14 protein-coding genes and 1 pseudogene are annotated in these 16,204 nt (G+C 60.2%); 9 read left to right on the top strand and 6 right to left on the bottom strand.

Translation table 11 applies throughout. The annotated features are described in order from the left end of the window. Position 1: 1 nt before the first annotated feature. Together ACMX25_RS28240 and ACMX25_RS28235 are read left to right on the top strand one after the other, a co-directional pair. Positions 2-1,087 carry an ABC transporter ATP-binding protein gene (locus ACMX25_RS28240; RefSeq protein WP_414953286.1) on the top strand — a complete coding sequence of 362 codons (1,086 nt, stop codon included), beginning with the start codon at positions 2-4 and terminating at the stop codon, positions 1,085-1,087. 1,126 nt (positions 1,088-2,213) lie between these two features. Further along, the gene (locus ACMX25_RS28235; protein WP_414953285.1) at positions 2,214-3,242 is read left to right on the top strand and encodes a LacI family DNA-binding transcriptional regulator; all 1,029 of its coding nucleotides are present in this window, start codon (positions 2,214-2,216) and stop codon (positions 3,240-3,242) included. Between the two features lie 24 nt (positions 3,243-3,266). Here ACMX25_RS28235 and ACMX25_RS28230 read toward each other — a convergent pair whose 3' ends face one another. After that, the gene (locus ACMX25_RS28230) at positions 3,267-4,013 is read right to left on the bottom strand and encodes a FadR/GntR family transcriptional regulator (RefSeq protein ID WP_414953284.1); all 747 of its coding nucleotides are present in this window, start codon (positions 4,011-4,013) and stop codon (positions 3,267-3,269) included. A 172-nt stretch (positions 4,014-4,185) separates the two neighbouring features. Between ACMX25_RS28230 and ACMX25_RS28225 the strand changes: the two genes are divergently transcribed. The 5 genes from ACMX25_RS28225 to ACMX25_RS28205 all read left to right on the top strand — a co-directional run bounded on the left by ACMX25_RS28225 (position 4,186) and on the right by ACMX25_RS28205 (position 8,099). Then, positions 4,186-5,007, top strand: a complete 822-nt coding sequence (locus ACMX25_RS28225) for an NAD-dependent epimerase/dehydratase family protein (RefSeq protein WP_414953283.1) — start codon at positions 4,186-4,188, stop codon at positions 5,005-5,007. 124 nt (positions 5,008-5,131) lie between these two features. Next, the gene (locus ACMX25_RS28220; RefSeq protein ID WP_414953327.1) at positions 5,132-5,881 is read left to right on the top strand and encodes an amino acid ABC transporter permease; all 750 of its coding nucleotides are present in this window, start codon (positions 5,132-5,134) and stop codon (positions 5,879-5,881) included. Then, a complete protein-coding gene (locus ACMX25_RS28215) occupies positions 5,878-6,531 on the top strand; it encodes an amino acid ABC transporter permease (protein WP_414953282.1) in 654 nt (217 codons plus the stop codon). The genes ACMX25_RS28220 and ACMX25_RS28215 overlap by 4 nt, the downstream gene beginning before the upstream one ends. Beyond that, entirely contained in the window at positions 6,515-7,243 is a 729-nt protein-coding gene (locus tag ACMX25_RS28210) for an amino acid ABC transporter ATP-binding protein (RefSeq protein WP_414953281.1), read from the top strand. The genes ACMX25_RS28215 and ACMX25_RS28210 overlap by 17 nt, the downstream gene beginning before the upstream one ends. 82 nt (positions 7,244-7,325) lie before the next feature. Further along, positions 7,326-8,099, top strand: a complete 774-nt coding sequence (locus tag ACMX25_RS28205) for a transporter substrate-binding domain-containing protein (RefSeq protein WP_414953326.1) — start codon at positions 7,326-7,328, stop codon at positions 8,097-8,099. Positions 8,100-8,184: 85 nt separating this feature from the next. On the opposite strand, the pseudogene ACMX25_RS28200 reads toward ACMX25_RS28205, so the two are convergent. Together ACMX25_RS28200 and garL are read right to left on the bottom strand one after the other, a co-directional pair. Then, positions 8,185-9,099: pseudogene (locus ACMX25_RS28200) on the bottom strand (2-hydroxy-3-oxopropionate reductase); the annotation flags it as partial. A gap of 36 nt (positions 9,100-9,135) precedes the next feature. Beyond that, a complete protein-coding gene (gene garL, locus ACMX25_RS28195; RefSeq protein ID WP_414953280.1) occupies positions 9,136-9,930 on the bottom strand; it encodes a 2-dehydro-3-deoxyglucarate aldolase in 795 nt (264 codons plus the stop codon). A gap of 453 nt (positions 9,931-10,383) precedes the next feature. Here garL and ACMX25_RS28190 point away from each other — a divergent pair, with 453 nt between their 5' ends. Further along, positions 10,384-11,946, top strand: a complete 1,563-nt coding sequence (locus ACMX25_RS28190) for a methyl-accepting chemotaxis protein (protein WP_414953279.1) — start codon at positions 10,384-10,386, stop codon at positions 11,944-11,946. Between the two features lie 5 nt (positions 11,947-11,951). Here ACMX25_RS28190 and bluB read toward each other — a convergent pair whose 3' ends face one another. After that, positions 11,952-12,620: a 5,6-dimethylbenzimidazole synthase gene (gene bluB / locus ACMX25_RS28185; protein WP_414953278.1), complete on the bottom strand. Its 669-nt coding sequence runs from the start codon at positions 12,618-12,620 to the stop codon at positions 11,952-11,954. Between the two features lie 253 nt (positions 12,621-12,873). Here bluB and ACMX25_RS28180 point away from each other — a divergent pair, with 253 nt between their 5' ends. After that, on the top strand, positions 12,874-14,433 hold the full coding sequence (locus ACMX25_RS28180; protein WP_414953277.1) for a methyl-accepting chemotaxis protein: 1,560 nt from the start codon (positions 12,874-12,876) through the stop codon (positions 14,431-14,433). A 112-nt stretch (positions 14,434-14,545) separates the two neighbouring features. Here the strand turns inward: ACMX25_RS28180 and ACMX25_RS28175 are convergent, their stop codons facing one another. Together ACMX25_RS28175 and ACMX25_RS28170 are read right to left on the bottom strand one after the other, a co-directional pair. Further along, positions 14,546-14,938 carry a hypothetical protein gene (locus ACMX25_RS28175; protein WP_414953276.1) on the bottom strand — a complete coding sequence of 131 codons (393 nt, stop codon included), beginning with the start codon at positions 14,936-14,938 and terminating at the stop codon, positions 14,546-14,548. A 111-nt stretch (positions 14,939-15,049) separates the two neighbouring features. After that, positions 15,050-15,922 (bottom strand): hypothetical protein, encoded by an 873-nt coding sequence (locus ACMX25_RS28170; protein WP_462686300.1) that lies wholly within the window; start codon positions 15,920-15,922, stop codon positions 15,050-15,052. Between the last annotated feature and the right edge of the window lie 282 nt (positions 15,923-16,204).

Raw genomic sequence — 16,204 nt, 5'->3', positions numbered from 1 at the left:
CATGTCTACAGTCATGTCGAACGTTTCAATCCGCGACCTGGAGATCCAGCTTGGCTCGAATACGATTATCGAGTCGCTGGACCTTGAAGTTGAACCGGGGGAGTTCCTTGTCTTGCTGGGCCCCTCGGGGTGCGGCAAATCCACCTTGCTGCATAGCATTGCGGGGCTGATCGATGTGAGCGGCGGCAGCATCGAAATTGGTGGTCAGGACATGACATGGGCCGATCCGAAAGATCGCGGTATCGCGCTTGTATTTCAGTCTTACGCGTTGTATCCGACCATGAATGTGGAGCGAAATCTCTCGTTCGGTTTGCGCATTGCGGGCACGCCCAAGGCCGAGATTGAGCGGCGCGTTTCGCGCGCGGCCGAGATGTTGCAGCTTGGGCCTTTGCTCAAACGCAGGCCTGCGCAGTTGTCGGGCGGGCAGCGCCAGCGCGTGGCAATCGGGCGGGCGATTGTGCGGGAAGCGGACGTGTTTCTCTTTGATGAACCGCTGTCGAACCTCGATGCAAAGTTGCGTACGGAGCTTAGGCGTGAGTTGAAGCAACTGCATAAGCGTCTGGGCGCCACGATGATCTATGTGACCCACGACCAGGTGGAAGCGATGACGCTGGCGACCCGCATGGCGGTCATGCGTGGCGGGGTGATTCAGCAGATCGGCACGCCGGCGGAGGTTTATGCGCATCCGAACAATTTGTTTGTTGCCACGTTCCTTGGTTCGCCGGGTATGAACTTGTTGAAGGGGGCGTTGCATCGCGAGGGTGGGGAAATGCGGTTTCGCAATGAGCACGTTGACATTGATGTGTCGGAGTATCCGTTTCTTCGGTCACCGTCGGAGAATCAGTCATGCGTGTTGGGTGTGCGTCCTGAGGACGTGTCGATCGATCCGGGGTTTGGGCATCGGGGGACGGTATCGCTGGTTGAGCCGATGGGAAATCATCGGGTAATTTGGCTCGATTATCATGGTGTCCAGATTGCGTCGATTGCGCAGGATACTGCGTTGGCGGCGGTGGATGAGGTGACTGGGTTTTCTATTAATAGCGAGCGTATTTCGTTGTTCGATGAGGTTGGTGGCGATCGGATGTGAGGGTCGCTGGCGCTTGGGGTTAGCGGGAGGTTTTGGTCTGGGTGTTTGTGGGCGGGGGTATGTTGGGGGTGGTCGGTTCCTGGGTTAGCGGTCTGAGTCAATGCCGGGTTGCTGCTTTCCAGGTCTTCGCGGGTTTAGTGTTGGATGTTTTCTTTATCACTATTAGCCACTGTGCGTGGCGGCACGTCATTTCTTGGTCCTTAGCGACAAAGAAACGAAGCAAAGAAAACGCTTTCACCGCTCTACCCTAAGTGTCCACAGCGTGCAGTTTCTATTCATGGGCGCCCCAAAAGCACGGTGCTCGCAAGAGCACCGGATGTTTGAAACCCTCCTTCTCGCGAATCCTGACAGTAAAACGCTTCGCCCCGTACGCTCTCGGGCAAGCACAATTGCCAAGGAAACCCGCACGGCTTGACGAGCTTTCGAGGCTTCGTTTCTTAGTAGCGTGGCTGAGAGGTACGCGTTACGGACGCGCGCCCAACTTCGCAATCAAAGGCTGACGTGTACTTACTGCTCGAAATTTTGGTGACTCTGTTGGCTGGTCGTATGGGCGTTTTGTTGAGTACGGCCCCACGCATTTCGGAGGCCTCGTTTTAAGGTGGGTTGGCGACGTGGTTCGAAGTGCGTACAAATTCGGTGGTGGGTTCTAGGCGGATAGCGCGGGGTGTGCCTTGGGCAGGTTCAAACACTGGTGGCGAAGCGTGGGGTATCCGTGTTCGGAGAAAGAGGGGTTCACACATCCGTGGCTCTTGCGAGCACCGTTCTTTTGGGGCACCCATGAAATGGAACTGCACGCTGTGGACACTTAGGGTAGAGCGGTGAAAGCGTTTTCTTTGCTTCGTTTCTTTGTCGCTAAGGACCAAGAAATGACGTGCCGCCACGCACAGTGGCTAATAGTGATAAAGAAAACATCCAACACTAAACCCGCGAAGACCTGGAAAGCAGCAACCCGGCAATGAACCCGACCGCTAACGCAGGAACCTAGCAACCCGGCAATGAACCCGACCGCTAACGCAGAACCCGTGCAACCCGGCATCAACCCCGACCACGCACCCCAGAACCGACCAACCCCCACCAAGCGCGAGCGAACAAAAAAAGTGCACCTCAAAACCCCGGAGCAACACCAGTGGCGACCCTGAAGGACGTTGCGGCCCTAGCCGGCGTTGGCATGTCCACCGCATCGCGTGCCATCTCCGGCCGCGGACCTGTCTCCGCCGATGCACTCGCACGCGTGCAAGCCGCCATCGCCGAGCTGAACTTCCGGCCATCCTCAATCGGCCGCGCGTTGTCAACGCAATCCCTCGGCATGATCGGCATCTTCGTGCCAACGTTCTTCGGCCCGTACTACGGCACCATCCTCAAACAGACCGACACGGAGCTGCGCAAGGTCCATCGCCACGTGGTCGTGGCAACAGGCTGCGGCGACGACTCCCCCCGCGACCAGGCAATCGAAGCCGTGCAATTCCTGATCGGCCGCGACTGCGATGGCGTAGTCGTGACCAGCCACGACCTCCACGACGACGACCTCATCAAGCTCCACCACATGCATCCGAAAATGGTGTTCCTCAATCGAGACTTCGCACAGATGCCGGAAGCATCGTTTTGTGCAGATCATCATCGCGGCGGGGTGCTGGCAGCGCAGACGCTGCTTGCGCACAAACACAAGAAAATAGCCGTGATTTCAGGGCCTTTTCAAGCGTCCGACAATCACGCACGGATCACCGGTTTCTTCGACGAACTCGCGCGCAACGGCATCGACCGGGCCGAGGTTCAGTTGATCGAATCGGACTTTTCACCAGACGGCGGATTTGACTCGGTGAAGGACCTGCTGGCGTCGAAGAAAAAATTCACCGGACTGTTCTGCGCCAACGACACCATGGCCATCGGCGCGTTGTCGTGCTTGCAGCAAGCAGGCATCTCGGTGCCGGACGAGATGTCGGTAGTAGGCTACGACGACGATTACTCCGCCGCGTTCTCCGCACCAGGCCTGACATCGGTCCACATCCCGACCGCCGACCTCACGCAAAACGCCGTTCGATGGCTGCTCAACGCGTGCTACGGGACTGCATACACGATCTATCGCGAGTTTCCCGTGACGGTCACGAACCGCGCTTCCGTGGCCGCTCCACGCAAAACAAATGCGCTGCTGAAGTAGCGTGAGGTGACGTCGGCGCCGCGCTCAAACGCCTTCTTGCGCGCGTCGCAGACGTTCGCGGCTATTGATCAAATGCAGCCGCATGGCGGTACGCGCCGAGTCCGCGTCGCCTCGCTCGATGGCATCGCAGATCTGTTCATGCTCGCGGTTCACGCGCGTCAAATAATCCGCGTACTGGTCGGGCGGAATCTGCGTGGCGGTGAGGCGGGTACGCGGGATCATGTGGGTACCAAGGTGCGTCATGATGTCCACGAAATAGCGGTTGCCGGTTGCCTGCGCAATCTCGAGGTGAAAGCGGATATCGGGCGATATGGTCCCGTTCGCTTCGCCCACGTTGCGCTCGAAGTCGCTCAGCGCGCGCCGCATGGCCGCTATACGCGCGGTATCGCATCGCGCCGCGGCCAGCCCGGCGCTCTCGGTCTCCAGGCTGATGCGTAGCTCGAGCACGGCGAGGGCGTCGATGGAACCTGCCACGTCCGCAGGGTCGAGCTGGAAGAGCCCCTTGCCCGGCGCCTCGCAGACGAAGGTGCCAATGCCATGCCGCGTCTCCACGAGTCCGGCAGCCTGCAGCTTCGACAATGCCTCACGGACAACCGTGCGGCTCACGTTGAAGCGCTGCACCATCTCCGCTTCGGTCGCGAGCCGGGCACCCACCTTGAGTTCGGCAGTCTCGATCTGCTGACGCAGCGCATCGACGAGTTCAGTCGTCAGGCTACGCCGCACATGAGGGTAGGCCGGGGTTTCGAAGACGGCACGAGTCGGTCTCTGCACGGCTACCTCGGTTGGGATAATGTTTCACCAAAGTTGACAAACGGATTTGCGAATGATTATATGCACGCTGTAGTCATATGACAACGTACAATAAAAGATGAAATCAAGCGGTGATCCGACCGAAAGGGGCACGAAAGCTCCCGGTAGCCGCGCTTATTGGAGACAGGCTGACATGGCCACTCAAGATCACGTAGTTCCGTTCAAGCGTTTGTTGCTGACCGGCGCAGCCGGCGGCGTAGGCAAAGCCATTCGTTCGCGCTTGAGCGCATTCGCGGACAGGATCAGGGTCTCGGATCTGCCGGCTGCGCTGCCATCGGACGCGGCGCCGCACGAAGAAGTCATCCCTTGCGATCTCTCGGACAAGCAGGCAGTCGACGCCCTGGTTGCGGGTTGTGACGCGGTCATCCATCTCGGCGGCGTATCGGTGGAACGGCCCTTCGAAGAAGTGCTGGAAGCCAATATCAAGGGGGTTTACAACCTCTACGAAGGCGCCCGCCGGCATGGCCTCAAGCGTGTCATCTTCGCCAGTTCCAATCACGTCACCGGGTTCTATCGGCAGGACGAGAAGATCGACGCGCATGCGCTGCGTCGTCCCGACGGTTACTACGGCTTGTCCAAATCGTTCGGTGAAGACGTGGCCCAGTTCTACTTCGATCGCTACGGAATCGAGACGGTGAGCATCCGGATCGGCTCGGCGTTTCCGGAGCCGAAGGATCGCCGGATGATGGCGAGCTGGCTCAGCTACGACGACCTGCTCGAGCTCCTGCAACGCAGCCTCTTTACACCGGATGTCGGCCATACCGTGGTCTACGGGATGTCAGACAACAAGTTCACATGGTGGGATAACCGGTTTGCATCGAAGCTCGGTTTCGTGCCGCGCGACTCATCGGAGCCCTTCCGGGCGAAGATCGACGCGCAGCCGGCGCCTGAGCCCGGCAGTGCCGTTGCGGTGCTGCAGGGCGGGGCGTTCACCACCACCGGACCGTTCGAATGAAGTGGGAAATTAAGTTGAAGAAGAAGTTGAAATAAGGCCGCCAGCCCGGTAACGGGCGGCGCCGCGCGCGGGCGGGTGGGGACGAACGACTGCGCCATGCATGTACAACCTAGACCTTGCTGCGATGACTTTTTCTCTCGACTTCAGCCCGCTGCTTCCGTACTGGCCCGTCTTCCTGAAAGGCGCCTGGCTGACGTTGAAGATGACGACCGTGGCGGTGTTTTTCGGTGTGATCCTGGGTACGCTGGTCGCCTTTGCGAAGCGCGGCAAGAACCGGCTTTTATCGTGGCTCTGCTCGATCTATATCGAGGCCGTGCGCAACACGCCGTTTCTCGTGCAGATATTCCTGCTCTACTTCGGGCTTGCCGGCTTCGGCGTGCGCATGCCGACGTTCACGGCCGCTGCGCTCGCGATGGTGATCAACATCGGCGCCTATGCAGCCGAGATCATTCGTGCAGGCCTTGAATCGGTGCCGCGCGGGCAGATCGAGGCGGCTGAATGCCTGGGGCTGTCGCGCTGGCGGATCGGCTGGCATGTGATGCTTCAACCGTCCATCGAAAAGGTCTATCCCGCGCTGACCAGCCAGTTCCTGTTGATGATGCAGGCCTCGGCGATCGCGTCGCAAATCTCCGCGGAAGAGCTCACTGCAACGGCCAATACCGTGCAATCCGATACCTTTCGTTCGCTCGAAACCTACATTGTCGTGGCGCTGTTGTATCTCGCGTTATCGCTGCTGATCAAGCTGATTGCGTGGGCCGTCGGCGAGGTCGCGTTCAAGCGTCGGCGGGTCATGCGCCAAGCTGCGGAACGGGCTGGCAAGCCGGTGCCGGATAAAGGACAGATCGATACGGTGATCCCCGGAGGTGCGGCATGACCGGCGGCTTCACGACGGCACATCTGTTTTATCTCGTGCACTCGATCTGGTGGACGCTCGTGCTCTCGGCGCTCGCGTTCGCGCTGGGCAGCATCGGCGGCTTCGGCGTGATGCTCGCGCGCATCTCGCCACGCCGCTGGCTTAGCCGCTCGGCGATGGTTTATATCGAAGCCATTCAAGGCATTCCGCTGCTGATCCTGCTGTTCATCGTCTACTTCGGTTTGTCCGTGTACGGCTTCCAGGTGCCGGCGCTGGTCGCGGCCGGCCTCGCGCTGATGGTCTACACCAGCGCGTATCTGGGCGACATCTGGCGCGGCTGTATTGACGCCATGCCCAAGCCTCAATGGGAAGCCGCCGAATGCCTGTCATTGACGCGCTGGCAGACCTTGCGCCTCGTGATCATTCCGCAGGCGCTGCGTCTCGCGCTGCCGCCAACGGTGGGTTTCCTGGTGCAGGTCATCAAGATGACATCGCTTGCTTCGGTGATCGGTTTTGTTGAATTGACCCGTGCCGGCCAGATCATCAACAACTCGATATTTCAGCCGTTCCTCGTGTTCGGGCTGGTCGGGGCCTTCTATTTCGTACTGTGTTATCCGCTCTCGCGCTGGAGCCAATCGATGGAGAAAAAGCTCAATGTCGGCAATCGTTAAGCTCGGGGACGTCTATAAGAGCTTCGGCTCGAATCAGGTGCTCAAGGGCGTGTCACTGGAAGTGGCCAAAGGCGAAATGATCGCCGTGATCGGCGCAAGCGGTTCGGGAAAGAGCACAGCGCTTCGTTGTATTGACCGTCTGGAAACCATCGACCGGGGCACGATCGAGGTATGCGGCATTCGTGTCGATGACCCGAAGGTGGACCTGCACCAGTTGCGCCGCGAAGTGGGCATCGTATTCCAAAGCTACAACCTGTTCGCGCATCTGACCGTTGAAGAAAACATCATGCTGGCGCTGCGCCACGTGAAAAAACTCGGACGCGATGAAGCGCGCCGCGTCGCCATGAAGGTACTCGACCAGGTCGGCCTCGCGCAAAAAGCCGATGCCTACCCGGAGCAGCTTTCAGGTGGACAGCAACAGCGTGTGGCAATAGCGCGTTCGCTCGCGATGTCGCCGAAGGTCATGTTGTTCGACGAAGTGACATCCGCGCTCGATCCGCAACTGACGGGCGAAGTGCTGCGCGTGATGGAGGATCTGGCGAAGGACGGCATGACCATGTTGCTGGTCACGCACGAGATGGCGTTCGCCAAGCGCATGGCGGACCGGATCATTTATATGCACCAGGGCAAGGTCTGGGAAGTGGGCAGCGGCGACATGCTTGACGCACCGCAGACACTCGAGTTGCGAACGTTCCTGAATAACGGCCTGTAGCTTTTAACTAGCAGCACAAGTCTGAATAAATTTTGAACCGACCAGAAAAATGGAGACTGCTTTGAAGACAAACCGATTCATCATGCGCGGCTGCGTGGCCGCTTTATTGCTCGCAGGCGTAGCGCACAGCGCGATGGCCGACCAGCTCGACGACATCAAGAAAGCAGGCAAGATCCGTGTGGCGATTGCAATGGGCACGCCGCTCTTCAGCTACGCCGATGCCAACCTTCAGCCGGCCGGTTCCGATGTGGACACGGCCGTGGCGTTAGCGAAAGACTTGGGCGTGAAACTCGAACTCGTTCAGATCACGAATGCAGCGCGCGTACCGACCTTGCAAGCCAAGCGCGCGGATCTGGTGATCGCGGATTTGTCGATCACGCCTGAGCGCGCGAAGGTCGTGGACTTCTCGATTCCCTATGCGGTCATCACGATCATCGTAGGCGGCACGAAAAACGTGAGCGTCAAGAATTACGATGACCTGAACGGCAAGACAATCGGCTTGACGCGTGCCACCGTCAACGACACCATCACGACGCAGTTGGCAAAGGGCGCACAAATTCAGCGCTATGAGGACGACGCGACGCTGATTACGTCGGTGGTGACGGGGCAGGTCGACATCTTCTCCAGCACACCGTCGAACCTCGCCGAAATGGTCAAGCGCGCGCCTAACCGCAATCTGGAACTGAAGTTCCCGCAGAAGGATTTCGACTTGGGCATTGCGATGAACAAGGACGAGCCGAAGCTCAAGGAATGGGTCAATAACTGGGTGAGCACGAACCAGAAAAGTGGCGCGCTCAACACGATCTACAAGAAGTATCACGGCCGCGATTTGCCGGCGAGCGTGACGAAGGGATAAGCGAAAGAATAAGGTTTGATGGCATGAAAAAAGGGCATCGCGATGTTGACTGCGATGCCCTTTTTATTTGGTCAATCTCAGATCGTCAGCCAGCCGGCGTCTGACCGATTTCGTGGTTGGCCAGAACCTCCAGCGCGCGAACCATGCCTGAGTGATCCCAGGCTTTGCCGCCATGCGCCACGCAAGCATTGAAAAGCGCCTGACATGTCGCGGTGTTGGGCAGCGACACGCCAAGCGACTGCGCCGTCGAGAGCGCGAGGTTCAAATCCTTCTGATGCAATTCAATGCGGAAGCCCGGATTGAACGTGCGTTTGGTCATGCGTTCGCCGTGCACTTCCAGAATGCGCGATGACGCAAAACCGCCCATCAATGCAGTACGCACTTTCTCTGCATCGACCCCGGCTTTGGACGCCAGCAACAACGCTTCGCCGACCGCTTCGATCGTCGCCGCGACGATCACCTGATTTGCCAGCTTGCAGACTTGCCCCGCACCAACTTCGCCGATCAGCGAGACGTTTTTTCCCATCATGTCGAAGAGCGGTTTCACGCTGTCGAAGGTGGCTTGCGAGCCGCCGACCATGATCGTGAGCGACGCGGCTTTAGCGCCGACTTCTCCACCTGATACGGGCGCGTCTAGATACTCCGCGCCACGTTCGCGCACCTTCGCCGCGAACTCGCGGGTCGCGATGGGCGAGATCGAGCTCATGTCCACCACGACCTGACCCGCGCGCAACGCGGCGACTACGCCGTTTTCGCCGAACAGGACACGCTCGACGTCCGGCGTATCCGGCACCATGATGAAGATCACATCCGATTGCGCCGCGATCGCGGCCGGGCTGTCACATGCAACCGCGCCAGCCTGGGTCAGCGTGTCTGGCACGCCGCTGCGCGTGAACGCCGCCAGCGCCACGCCGTTCTTGATGAGGTTCTCGGCCATGGGTTTGCCCATGATGCCAAGACCGATGAAGCCTGCTTTTTGCATGTCTATCTCCACAAGTTGTCTGGGTGCTTTTGCTTGCGTCCTGCTTGCATCAAGCTACGTCTGCATGAAATGTTTCTGCACGGCTTGCGCCGCATTCCTGAGAAGGCCCATGTCGGCACAAACGGCGATCACCTGGCAGCCCATCGAAAGATACCGTTCTGCTTCGGCCTGCACGGGCGCCAGTGTGCCGCTTGCCTTGCCTGCGGCGCGGGCTCGATCGAAGACGTGCGCGATGGCCTGCTGCACGTCCGGGTGATTCGCATTGCCGAGGTGTCCATATGATGCCGCCAGATCCGACGGGCCAAGGAACACGGCGTCAACGCCGTCGACGGCAAGGATCTCGTCGATTGCTTCAACCGCCTTCCGGCTTTCGATCTGCACCACGACGCAAATATTGTCGTTCGCGGTGTTCAGATAGTCGCTTACAGTCCCGTAACGGTTTCCTCGATGACCCACCGATACCCCGCGAATTCCCTGCGGCGGATAACGCGTCGCGGCGACGGCGCGAGCCGCATCGGCGGCGCCGTCGACAAAAGGGATCAGGAAGTTGAAGAAGCCGCTGTCAAGCAGCCGTTTGATTATCACGCTGTCATTAGCTGGCGGCCTCACCACGGGGGCGCTGCGGCTGTCCTTAAGCGCCATGAGTTGCGGAATGAGCGTAAGGACATCGTTAGGCGCGTGCTCGGCGTCGAGCAGGATCCAGTCGAAGCCCAGCATGCCGAGCAGTTCGGTCGTAATAGGGCTGCCGAGCGAGGCCCAGCATCCAATTTGCGTTTCGCTCTTCAGGACCGATTGGCGAAACGTGTTGGGCAAGGGCTGGTAGAGCTGGTGCGGCAAAGACGGTGTCATGGCTGGGCTTCCTCTGGCTTGACGCCTTGAGTTGGACGCCGAAATATCCCGGCAATATCATACGATATCAGACGTCATATTACATCGTGGCTTTTCGGAACTGCAAGTGCGTTGGCGATGAAAAGGCCGGTGACGCAGATTCGCCTACGATACGCGCGAAGTTGTTGTAGTGATCGACGCGAGGCTGAAGGCATGCATGCCAGCATCGGAATGACGAGCCTTCTGCCATCAAAAGTCAAAACCGTGTTGCCACGCGTATAACCGGTATTTGCAAAATCTCCGTCCAGTCCAGCATCACGCCCGCCAGAGCCTTATACAACAGGGCTTTGCGACGCCTGGTTGCAACCTGCATCGCCCACTCGCCCGCCTAAACTTATCCATTCCTACGCCGTAAGGAAAGGGTCGGCACGGGCCGATGTCATCGCGCGAATCGGCGCATCGTATGGAGATTCGATGAAAACAGCGGTAAGCATCAAGGCATGGCTCAGTATCCTGGTGGCGGCTTTCGCCATCATGTTGGCTACCACGGGCGGCTACAGCATCTATGCGGCGAGAACGGCGGACGCGTCCATGCGAGCGCTCTACATGCAGGACACCGGTGGTCTTGACCTGCTCGCCAAGGACACGATCCGCTTGCTGATCGCGCGCACGGCGTTGCAGGACTACGATCCGCGTGCGGGCAGTGCAGCGTCGTTCGCGTTGCTGCGGGATGCTCGCGGCGCCATCGAAAGCGCGGATGCGGCATGGAAAGCGTTTGCAGTATTGGCGAGCGGACACGAAGAGCAAACGCTCATGCAGACCGCGGACATCGCGCGCAAGCAACTCGTGCAGCAGACGTTGCTGCCGGCAGTGGAGGCGCTGGAATCGAAGCGCGCGAGCGATGTCCGCGAGTTCAACGAGAACCAGATCAAGGACGCATTCAGCGCCTACGATGCCGCGCTGCAGCCGCTTGTCGCCATGGAATTCGAGCACGGCAAGACGCGCTTTGAATCATCGCAACAACGCACCCGCACGGTTACGTGGATCGCTTCAACGCTGCTCGCGGCCGGTCTTGTACTGGCGTTCTTCTCCCGTGTTGCGTTGGAGCGGATCGTGATCGTGCCGCTGCGTGCAGCAGTCGATGCATGCACGGAGATTGCCGGCGGCAACCTGGCAACCCGGCTAAACGCGCGCAGGCACGATGAAATCGGGCTCTTGATAGAAGGCCTGTCGACAATGCAACGCGGCTTGAGCACGATAGTCGGCGGCGTTCGCAACGGCACGGAACAGATGGCCGTGGGAACGCGCGAGATAGCGTCGGGGAATATCGACCTGTCGCAACGAACCGAGGAACAAGCGGCATCGTTGCAAGAAACTTCAGCGAGCATCGGCCAACTGACGAGCACGGTACGCCAGAACGCCGACAGCGCCCGGCAAGCAAGCGGCCTCGCACAAACCGCATCGGCAACTGCCGGTCACGGCGGTCAGGTCGTAGCCGACGTGGTGTCGACCATGGACGGTATCAATAGCAGTTCAAAGCAAATTTCGGAGATCATCGGCGTGATTGAAGGGATCGCGTTCCAGACTAATATCCTTGCGCTCAACGCAGCAGTTGAAGCGGCGCGTGCGGGCGAACAAGGGCGCGGGTTCGCGGTTGTTGCGAGCGAAGTGCGCGCGTTGGCTCAGCGTTCGGCCGGGGCCGCGAAGGAGATTCGCGAACTGATCACCACGTCGGTGGAGCGTGTTGGCAACGGCTCGGTGCTGGTTCGGAACGCGGGCAGCGCGATGAGCGACATCATTATCGCGGTAGGCAGAGTGACGGACATCATGCGGGAGATCACGGTGGCGTCAGAGGAGCAGACCACCGGTATCGAGCAGGTCAACGTGGCGATCGCGCAGATGGACCAGGTGACGCAGCAAAACGCGGCGCTGGTTGAGCAGGCGGCCGCAGCGGCAGCGTCGCTGGAAACGCAGGCAGCGCAGATGAACGCGGCCGTCGCGCTTTTCAAACTGGCAGAAGTTTATCGAGACGCGTAGCGGCGTCAGGCATCCGCACGGGTCTCGGGCCAGCGGTTCTCTTCAACGCAACTCGATGTCGGCACACGTCTGGCCCAACCTTCTGCCTGCAACATGGGTTCGTCGTAGAAATGCTCCACATGCCCGATGCACAGGATGGCAACCGGCTTGGCGTTCGCAGGCATATGCAGCAGCCGTTGGACTGCCTCCACGTCGAACAGCGACACCCAGCCCATGCCGAGCCCTTCGGCGCGTGCGGCCAGCCACATGTTCTGGATCGCGCACGCGACCGATGCCAGGTCCATTTCCGGCAGCGTCCTGCGCCCGAAAATATGACGCTCGCGATTTTCCATCAAGCCGACGACCACGACCTCGCCGCAGTCCAGGATGCCCTGGACCTTCAGCCGCATGAATTCGTCGCTGCGTTCGTTGAGCGCTTCGGCGGTGGCGCGCCGCTCGGTTTCCACGACGTCATGCAGCGCGGTGCGCAGGGTCCGGTCAGTCACTCGCACGAAACGCCAGGGCTGCATGAAACCGACGCTTGGCGCATGGTGCGCGGCCTCGATCAAGCGCGCCATTTGATCGCCGTCGACGGGGGCGTTGGTGAAATGCCGCATGTCGCGGCGTTCGTGGATCGCGCGGTAGACCGCGGCGATCTCGGGTTCGGAAAAGCGCTTGAAGGTCGAATCAGTCATACATCCATGCTTAAAAAAGTGCCGTAGGGGCGAACAACCGGTGGAGGACGGGACCACGCACCACGAACGCGCATCGATGTCGCTATACGCCATATCGGCGTCGCCTTCCGATAAATCCTCAGACCTCGCGCTGCCGTTATCTGATCAATCGACGCTTGATCCCAGTGGTTCCCTTTACGGTTCGCCCCAGATATCCGGAGGATACAGACCTGTTGCGCCGCGTACTACAGCGACGCAGTGGGGACTAGCCCTTATGCGCAAACACATGACCATTCGCGGCGGCCTGGTCGCGACGATCTCCATTTACACCGTCTTGCTCATTGCGGTCATCGCGGCGGGCATCCTGGGTTTGTACGGCAGCAATTCAGCGCTCAGGGAGATGTATCGAGACGATACCGCTTCCGTGCTGCACCTTAAAACCAGCTCGGAGCGCTTGCTGTTGCTGCGCGCCGGATTCGGCGAAGTCGAGCAACTGATCAGCGCCGGCAAGCCCGCCCAGCGCGAAATTGCCCGGCAGCACGCGCTTCTTGAAGAGAGCAACAAGGAACTGGACGCTTTCCGGGAGCTTCACGCGCCGTTGCCGGCGGAGAAGGCGCTTATCGATGCAATGCAGGCGCGGCGCGACCAACTGCTCGCCCAGGTGTTCCAGAAGGCGCTGACCGAACTCGATCAGGACAATCTGGTCGATTTCCTCACGACTCAGCGGGAAGCGCCGCCCGCGCTGTTCGCCGATTATCAAAGCGCGCTGACCGCGCTGGAAAATTTCCAGGTCGAGCGCCAGAAAGCCCGCTTCGACACCACCGATGCACGTTTCGAAGCCATGCTCTGGACCCTCGGCGCCGCCGCGGTTGTCGCCCTCGTCATCGGCTTTTTCGCGCAGCGGATCTTGACCCGGGCGATCGTGCGGCCGATCGATATGGCCGTCGATTATTTCGGGCGGATTTCGGCCGGTGACCTGACCAGCACCGTGACGGTCCAGCGCAACAACGAGATGGGCTACATGCTCAACGCATTGAAGGGCATGCAGGAAGGGCTTGCACAGACGGTGCGCAAAGTGCGTTCGAGCGCGGAGACCATCGTGCGGGACGCGCATGCGATCTCGGGTGGCAATCTTGATCTGTCAGCGCGGACGGAGCAGCAGGCTGCGTCGCTTCAGGAGGCGGCATCGAGCATGGAGCAGTTGACCGCTACCGTCAGGCAGAACGCCGACAACGCGCGCAACGCCAGCGAACTTGCAGCGGGTGCATCGGACATTGCGCTGCGTGGCGGCGATGTAGTGAACCGCGTGGTCGCGACCATGGACGCGATCTCGGGCAGCTCGGACAAGATCGTCGGTATTGTCGGCGTGATCGAAGGGATCGCGTTCCAGACCAACATCCTCGCTTTGAATGCGGCCGTGGAAGCCGCGCGGGCAGGCGAGCAGGGCCGGGGTTTCGCAGTCGTGGCAAGCGAGGTGCGAAGCCTGGCGCAACGTTCGGCATCGGCGGCGAAGGAGATCAAGGAGTTGATCGGTACGTCGACGTCGAGCGTGAAGGACGGCAGCCAACTCGTGGCTCATGCCGGCGCGACGATGGTCGAGGTCGTCGAAGCGGTCAGGCGCGTCAGCGCGATCATGGCGGAGATCAGCCTTGCTTCCGGCGAGCAGACCACGGGAATCGAGCAGGTCAACGTGACGGTGGCGCAAATGGAAGAGATGACGCAGCAGAACTCGGCGCTGGTGGAAGAGGCTTCTGCGGCGGCGGTGTCGCTCGAAGAGCAGAGCAGGCAGTTGAACGATGCAGTGGCGTTGTTCCGTCTGACGGCCATTGCTTGACGATGCGGTTTTGGCCGTAGGCACACGCCGCGCTCGCACATTTGATTCTGCCCGCCCAGCCGACGTCTCCCGCGAAGTAGCGGAGGGCGGCGTTCGGCAGTCCCTCGCGCGCTTACAGAGGAACGTCCTGGATCAAGGCCGAATTCACCGCGCGGATACGACGGTCAACGAAGTAACCTCCGCCTTCGGTGTATCGAAGATAAACGCGGCTGCATTGCGTGCATTGCCATACGGTGCAGCGGTTATACGGAAAAAAACGCGGAGCGATGGGCGCCTCGGGGGACCAATAATCGATATTGCCCGGCAAGTGCTCCTGATAACTCGGCTCAAGATCGTCATCCACAATCAGCGTACCGATTTCCTCGAGGCGCTCTTCGTCGAGAGAAACCGGCTGGGAGTTCCATCCGTCAAGCGGCGTGCGTGTGCAATTGCAAGGCCCTGCGGCTAGCGACTCTGCGTGCAATGCGATTTTAACGAGGGCTGAAGCATCGAGATAATTTGGCATCGGGGATCAGGCGGGCGCGGCGGCGTTCATGTTGTGTGGTCGCCATAGAATGCCAGATTTTCTCGATCGGCCTGCAGTTGACACTCGTTAAGGCGCCTTCCACCTTATCGCTCATGACCAGTGCGCCGGTACCCAGATGTTGCCGACCCAATGAGCCGGTACCCATACGGCAGGGCGCGGCGCAGGCGTCATGTACACAACGCGCGGCGCAACGTACACGCGCGGCGGCGGGGGCGGTGCATAGACGACCGGAGGCGGCGGCACATAGACGACAGGCGCAGGCGGCACATACACAACCGGAGGCGGCGGTACATACACGGGCGGAGGAGCAACCACCACCGGCTTGGGCGCGACGACGACCGTCGTGCCGCCCGTGGTGACGACGCCCGTGGTGGTCACCACTCCGCTTGTTGTTACGGTGTGGCCGTAGGTACCTGTTGCGCTGGCCGAGGTCGTGACAACGCCCGGCGCAACCCGCGTTGCCGAACCAGAGTGATAGACGCTTCCACCATCCGAACCAGTCACTGTGCCCGAACGGGAGCACGTAGCGCCCGCACAATTCGTCGATGCCGAATGATCGATCGTGTTGCCGTTCGATCCGGTGATCGACCCGGACGATGAATACTGGCCCGGAGCGTTTCTCGTCACGTCGCCGGATGTGGAGGCCGTCTTGCCGTCCGGTCCGGTGAGGGTGCTCGTGTGCGAGCAGGTGCCGCCCGCGCAGTTGGTGTCGCCGGCGTGTTGCACGGAGTTGCCATAGCGTCCGGTCGCGGTGCCCGAATTCGAAAACTCGCCCGGTGCATTGCGAGTGACCGTACCCGTGTTGGACGCGAAGCCACCATAAGGGCCAGCGACGCCGCCTGCATGCGAACAGCTGCCACCGCTGCATGAGCCGTAGTGGGCGCTGTTATAGGTGCCACGCGATGTGTAAGCGGTGCCGTGCTGCGACCAGGCGAAAGCTGACGCGCTGCTGAGGGCCAGCATGGCGACGGTTGCGGCAAGCACGAGTTTGCGCAGGGCGCCGCGTACGGATGCGGTGGTCGGGGGGACGAACGAACGAGTATTCACACAATCTCCTATTGGGTTCGGGGCCACTTCGATCACTGCGGCGTGGCGATGAACGGACTATAGGAGTGCGCGTAATTTTTATCATCAACGAAGATATGTCACGCGGTGTCACCGGGCCGGAGGCCCGCCAGACGGGGGTTTCCGAGCGGACGATACCCACCGTGACATATTTCGACATGTATTGTTGCGACTGGAAAC

This window comes from Caballeronia eucalypticola, assembly GCF_047608185.1.
Lineage (GTDB): Bacteria > Pseudomonadota > Gammaproteobacteria > Burkholderiales > Burkholderiaceae > Caballeronia.
Note: the sequence above shows the minus strand (reverse complement) of the source record. Positions and strands in the feature narration are given on the sequence as shown.

What these genes read in the sequence shown, in the direction of transcription:
- ACMX25_RS28240 (WP_414953286.1), top strand. Translation starts at nt 2, where the DNA reads ATGTCTACAGTCATGTCGAACGTTTCAATCCGCGACCTGGAGATCCAG.
- ACMX25_RS28225 (WP_414953283.1), top strand. Translation starts at nt 4,186, where the DNA reads ATGGCCACTCAAGATCACGTAGTTCCGTTCAAGCGTTTGTTGCTGACC.
- ACMX25_RS28220 (WP_414953327.1), top strand. Translation starts at nt 5,132, where the DNA reads ATGACTTTTTCTCTCGACTTCAGCCCGCTGCTTCCGTACTGGCCCGTC.
- ACMX25_RS28215 (WP_414953282.1), top strand. Translation starts at nt 5,878, where the DNA reads ATGACCGGCGGCTTCACGACGGCACATCTGTTTTATCTCGTGCACTCG.
- ACMX25_RS28210 (WP_414953281.1), top strand. Translation starts at nt 6,515, where the DNA reads ATGTCGGCAATCGTTAAGCTCGGGGACGTCTATAAGAGCTTCGGCTCG.
- ACMX25_RS28205 (WP_414953326.1), top strand. Translation starts at nt 7,326, where the DNA reads ATGCGCGGCTGCGTGGCCGCTTTATTGCTCGCAGGCGTAGCGCACAGC.
- garL (WP_414953280.1), bottom strand. Translation starts at nt 9,930, where the DNA reads ATGACACCGTCTTTGCCGCACCAGCTCTACCAGCCCTTGCCCAACACG.
- ACMX25_RS28190 (WP_414953279.1), top strand. Translation starts at nt 10,384, where the DNA reads ATGAAAACAGCGGTAAGCATCAAGGCATGGCTCAGTATCCTGGTGGCG.
- bluB (WP_414953278.1), bottom strand. Translation starts at nt 12,620, where the DNA reads ATGACTGATTCGACCTTCAAGCGCTTTTCCGAACCCGAGATCGCCGCG.
- ACMX25_RS28180 (WP_414953277.1), top strand. Translation starts at nt 12,874, where the DNA reads ATGCGCAAACACATGACCATTCGCGGCGGCCTGGTCGCGACGATCTCC.
- ACMX25_RS28175 (WP_414953276.1), bottom strand. Translation starts at nt 14,938, where the DNA reads ATGCCAAATTATCTCGATGCTTCAGCCCTCGTTAAAATCGCATTGCAC.
- ACMX25_RS28170 (WP_462686300.1), bottom strand. Translation starts at nt 15,922, where the DNA reads ATGCTGGCCCTCAGCAGCGCGTCAGCTTTCGCCTGGTCGCAGCACGGC.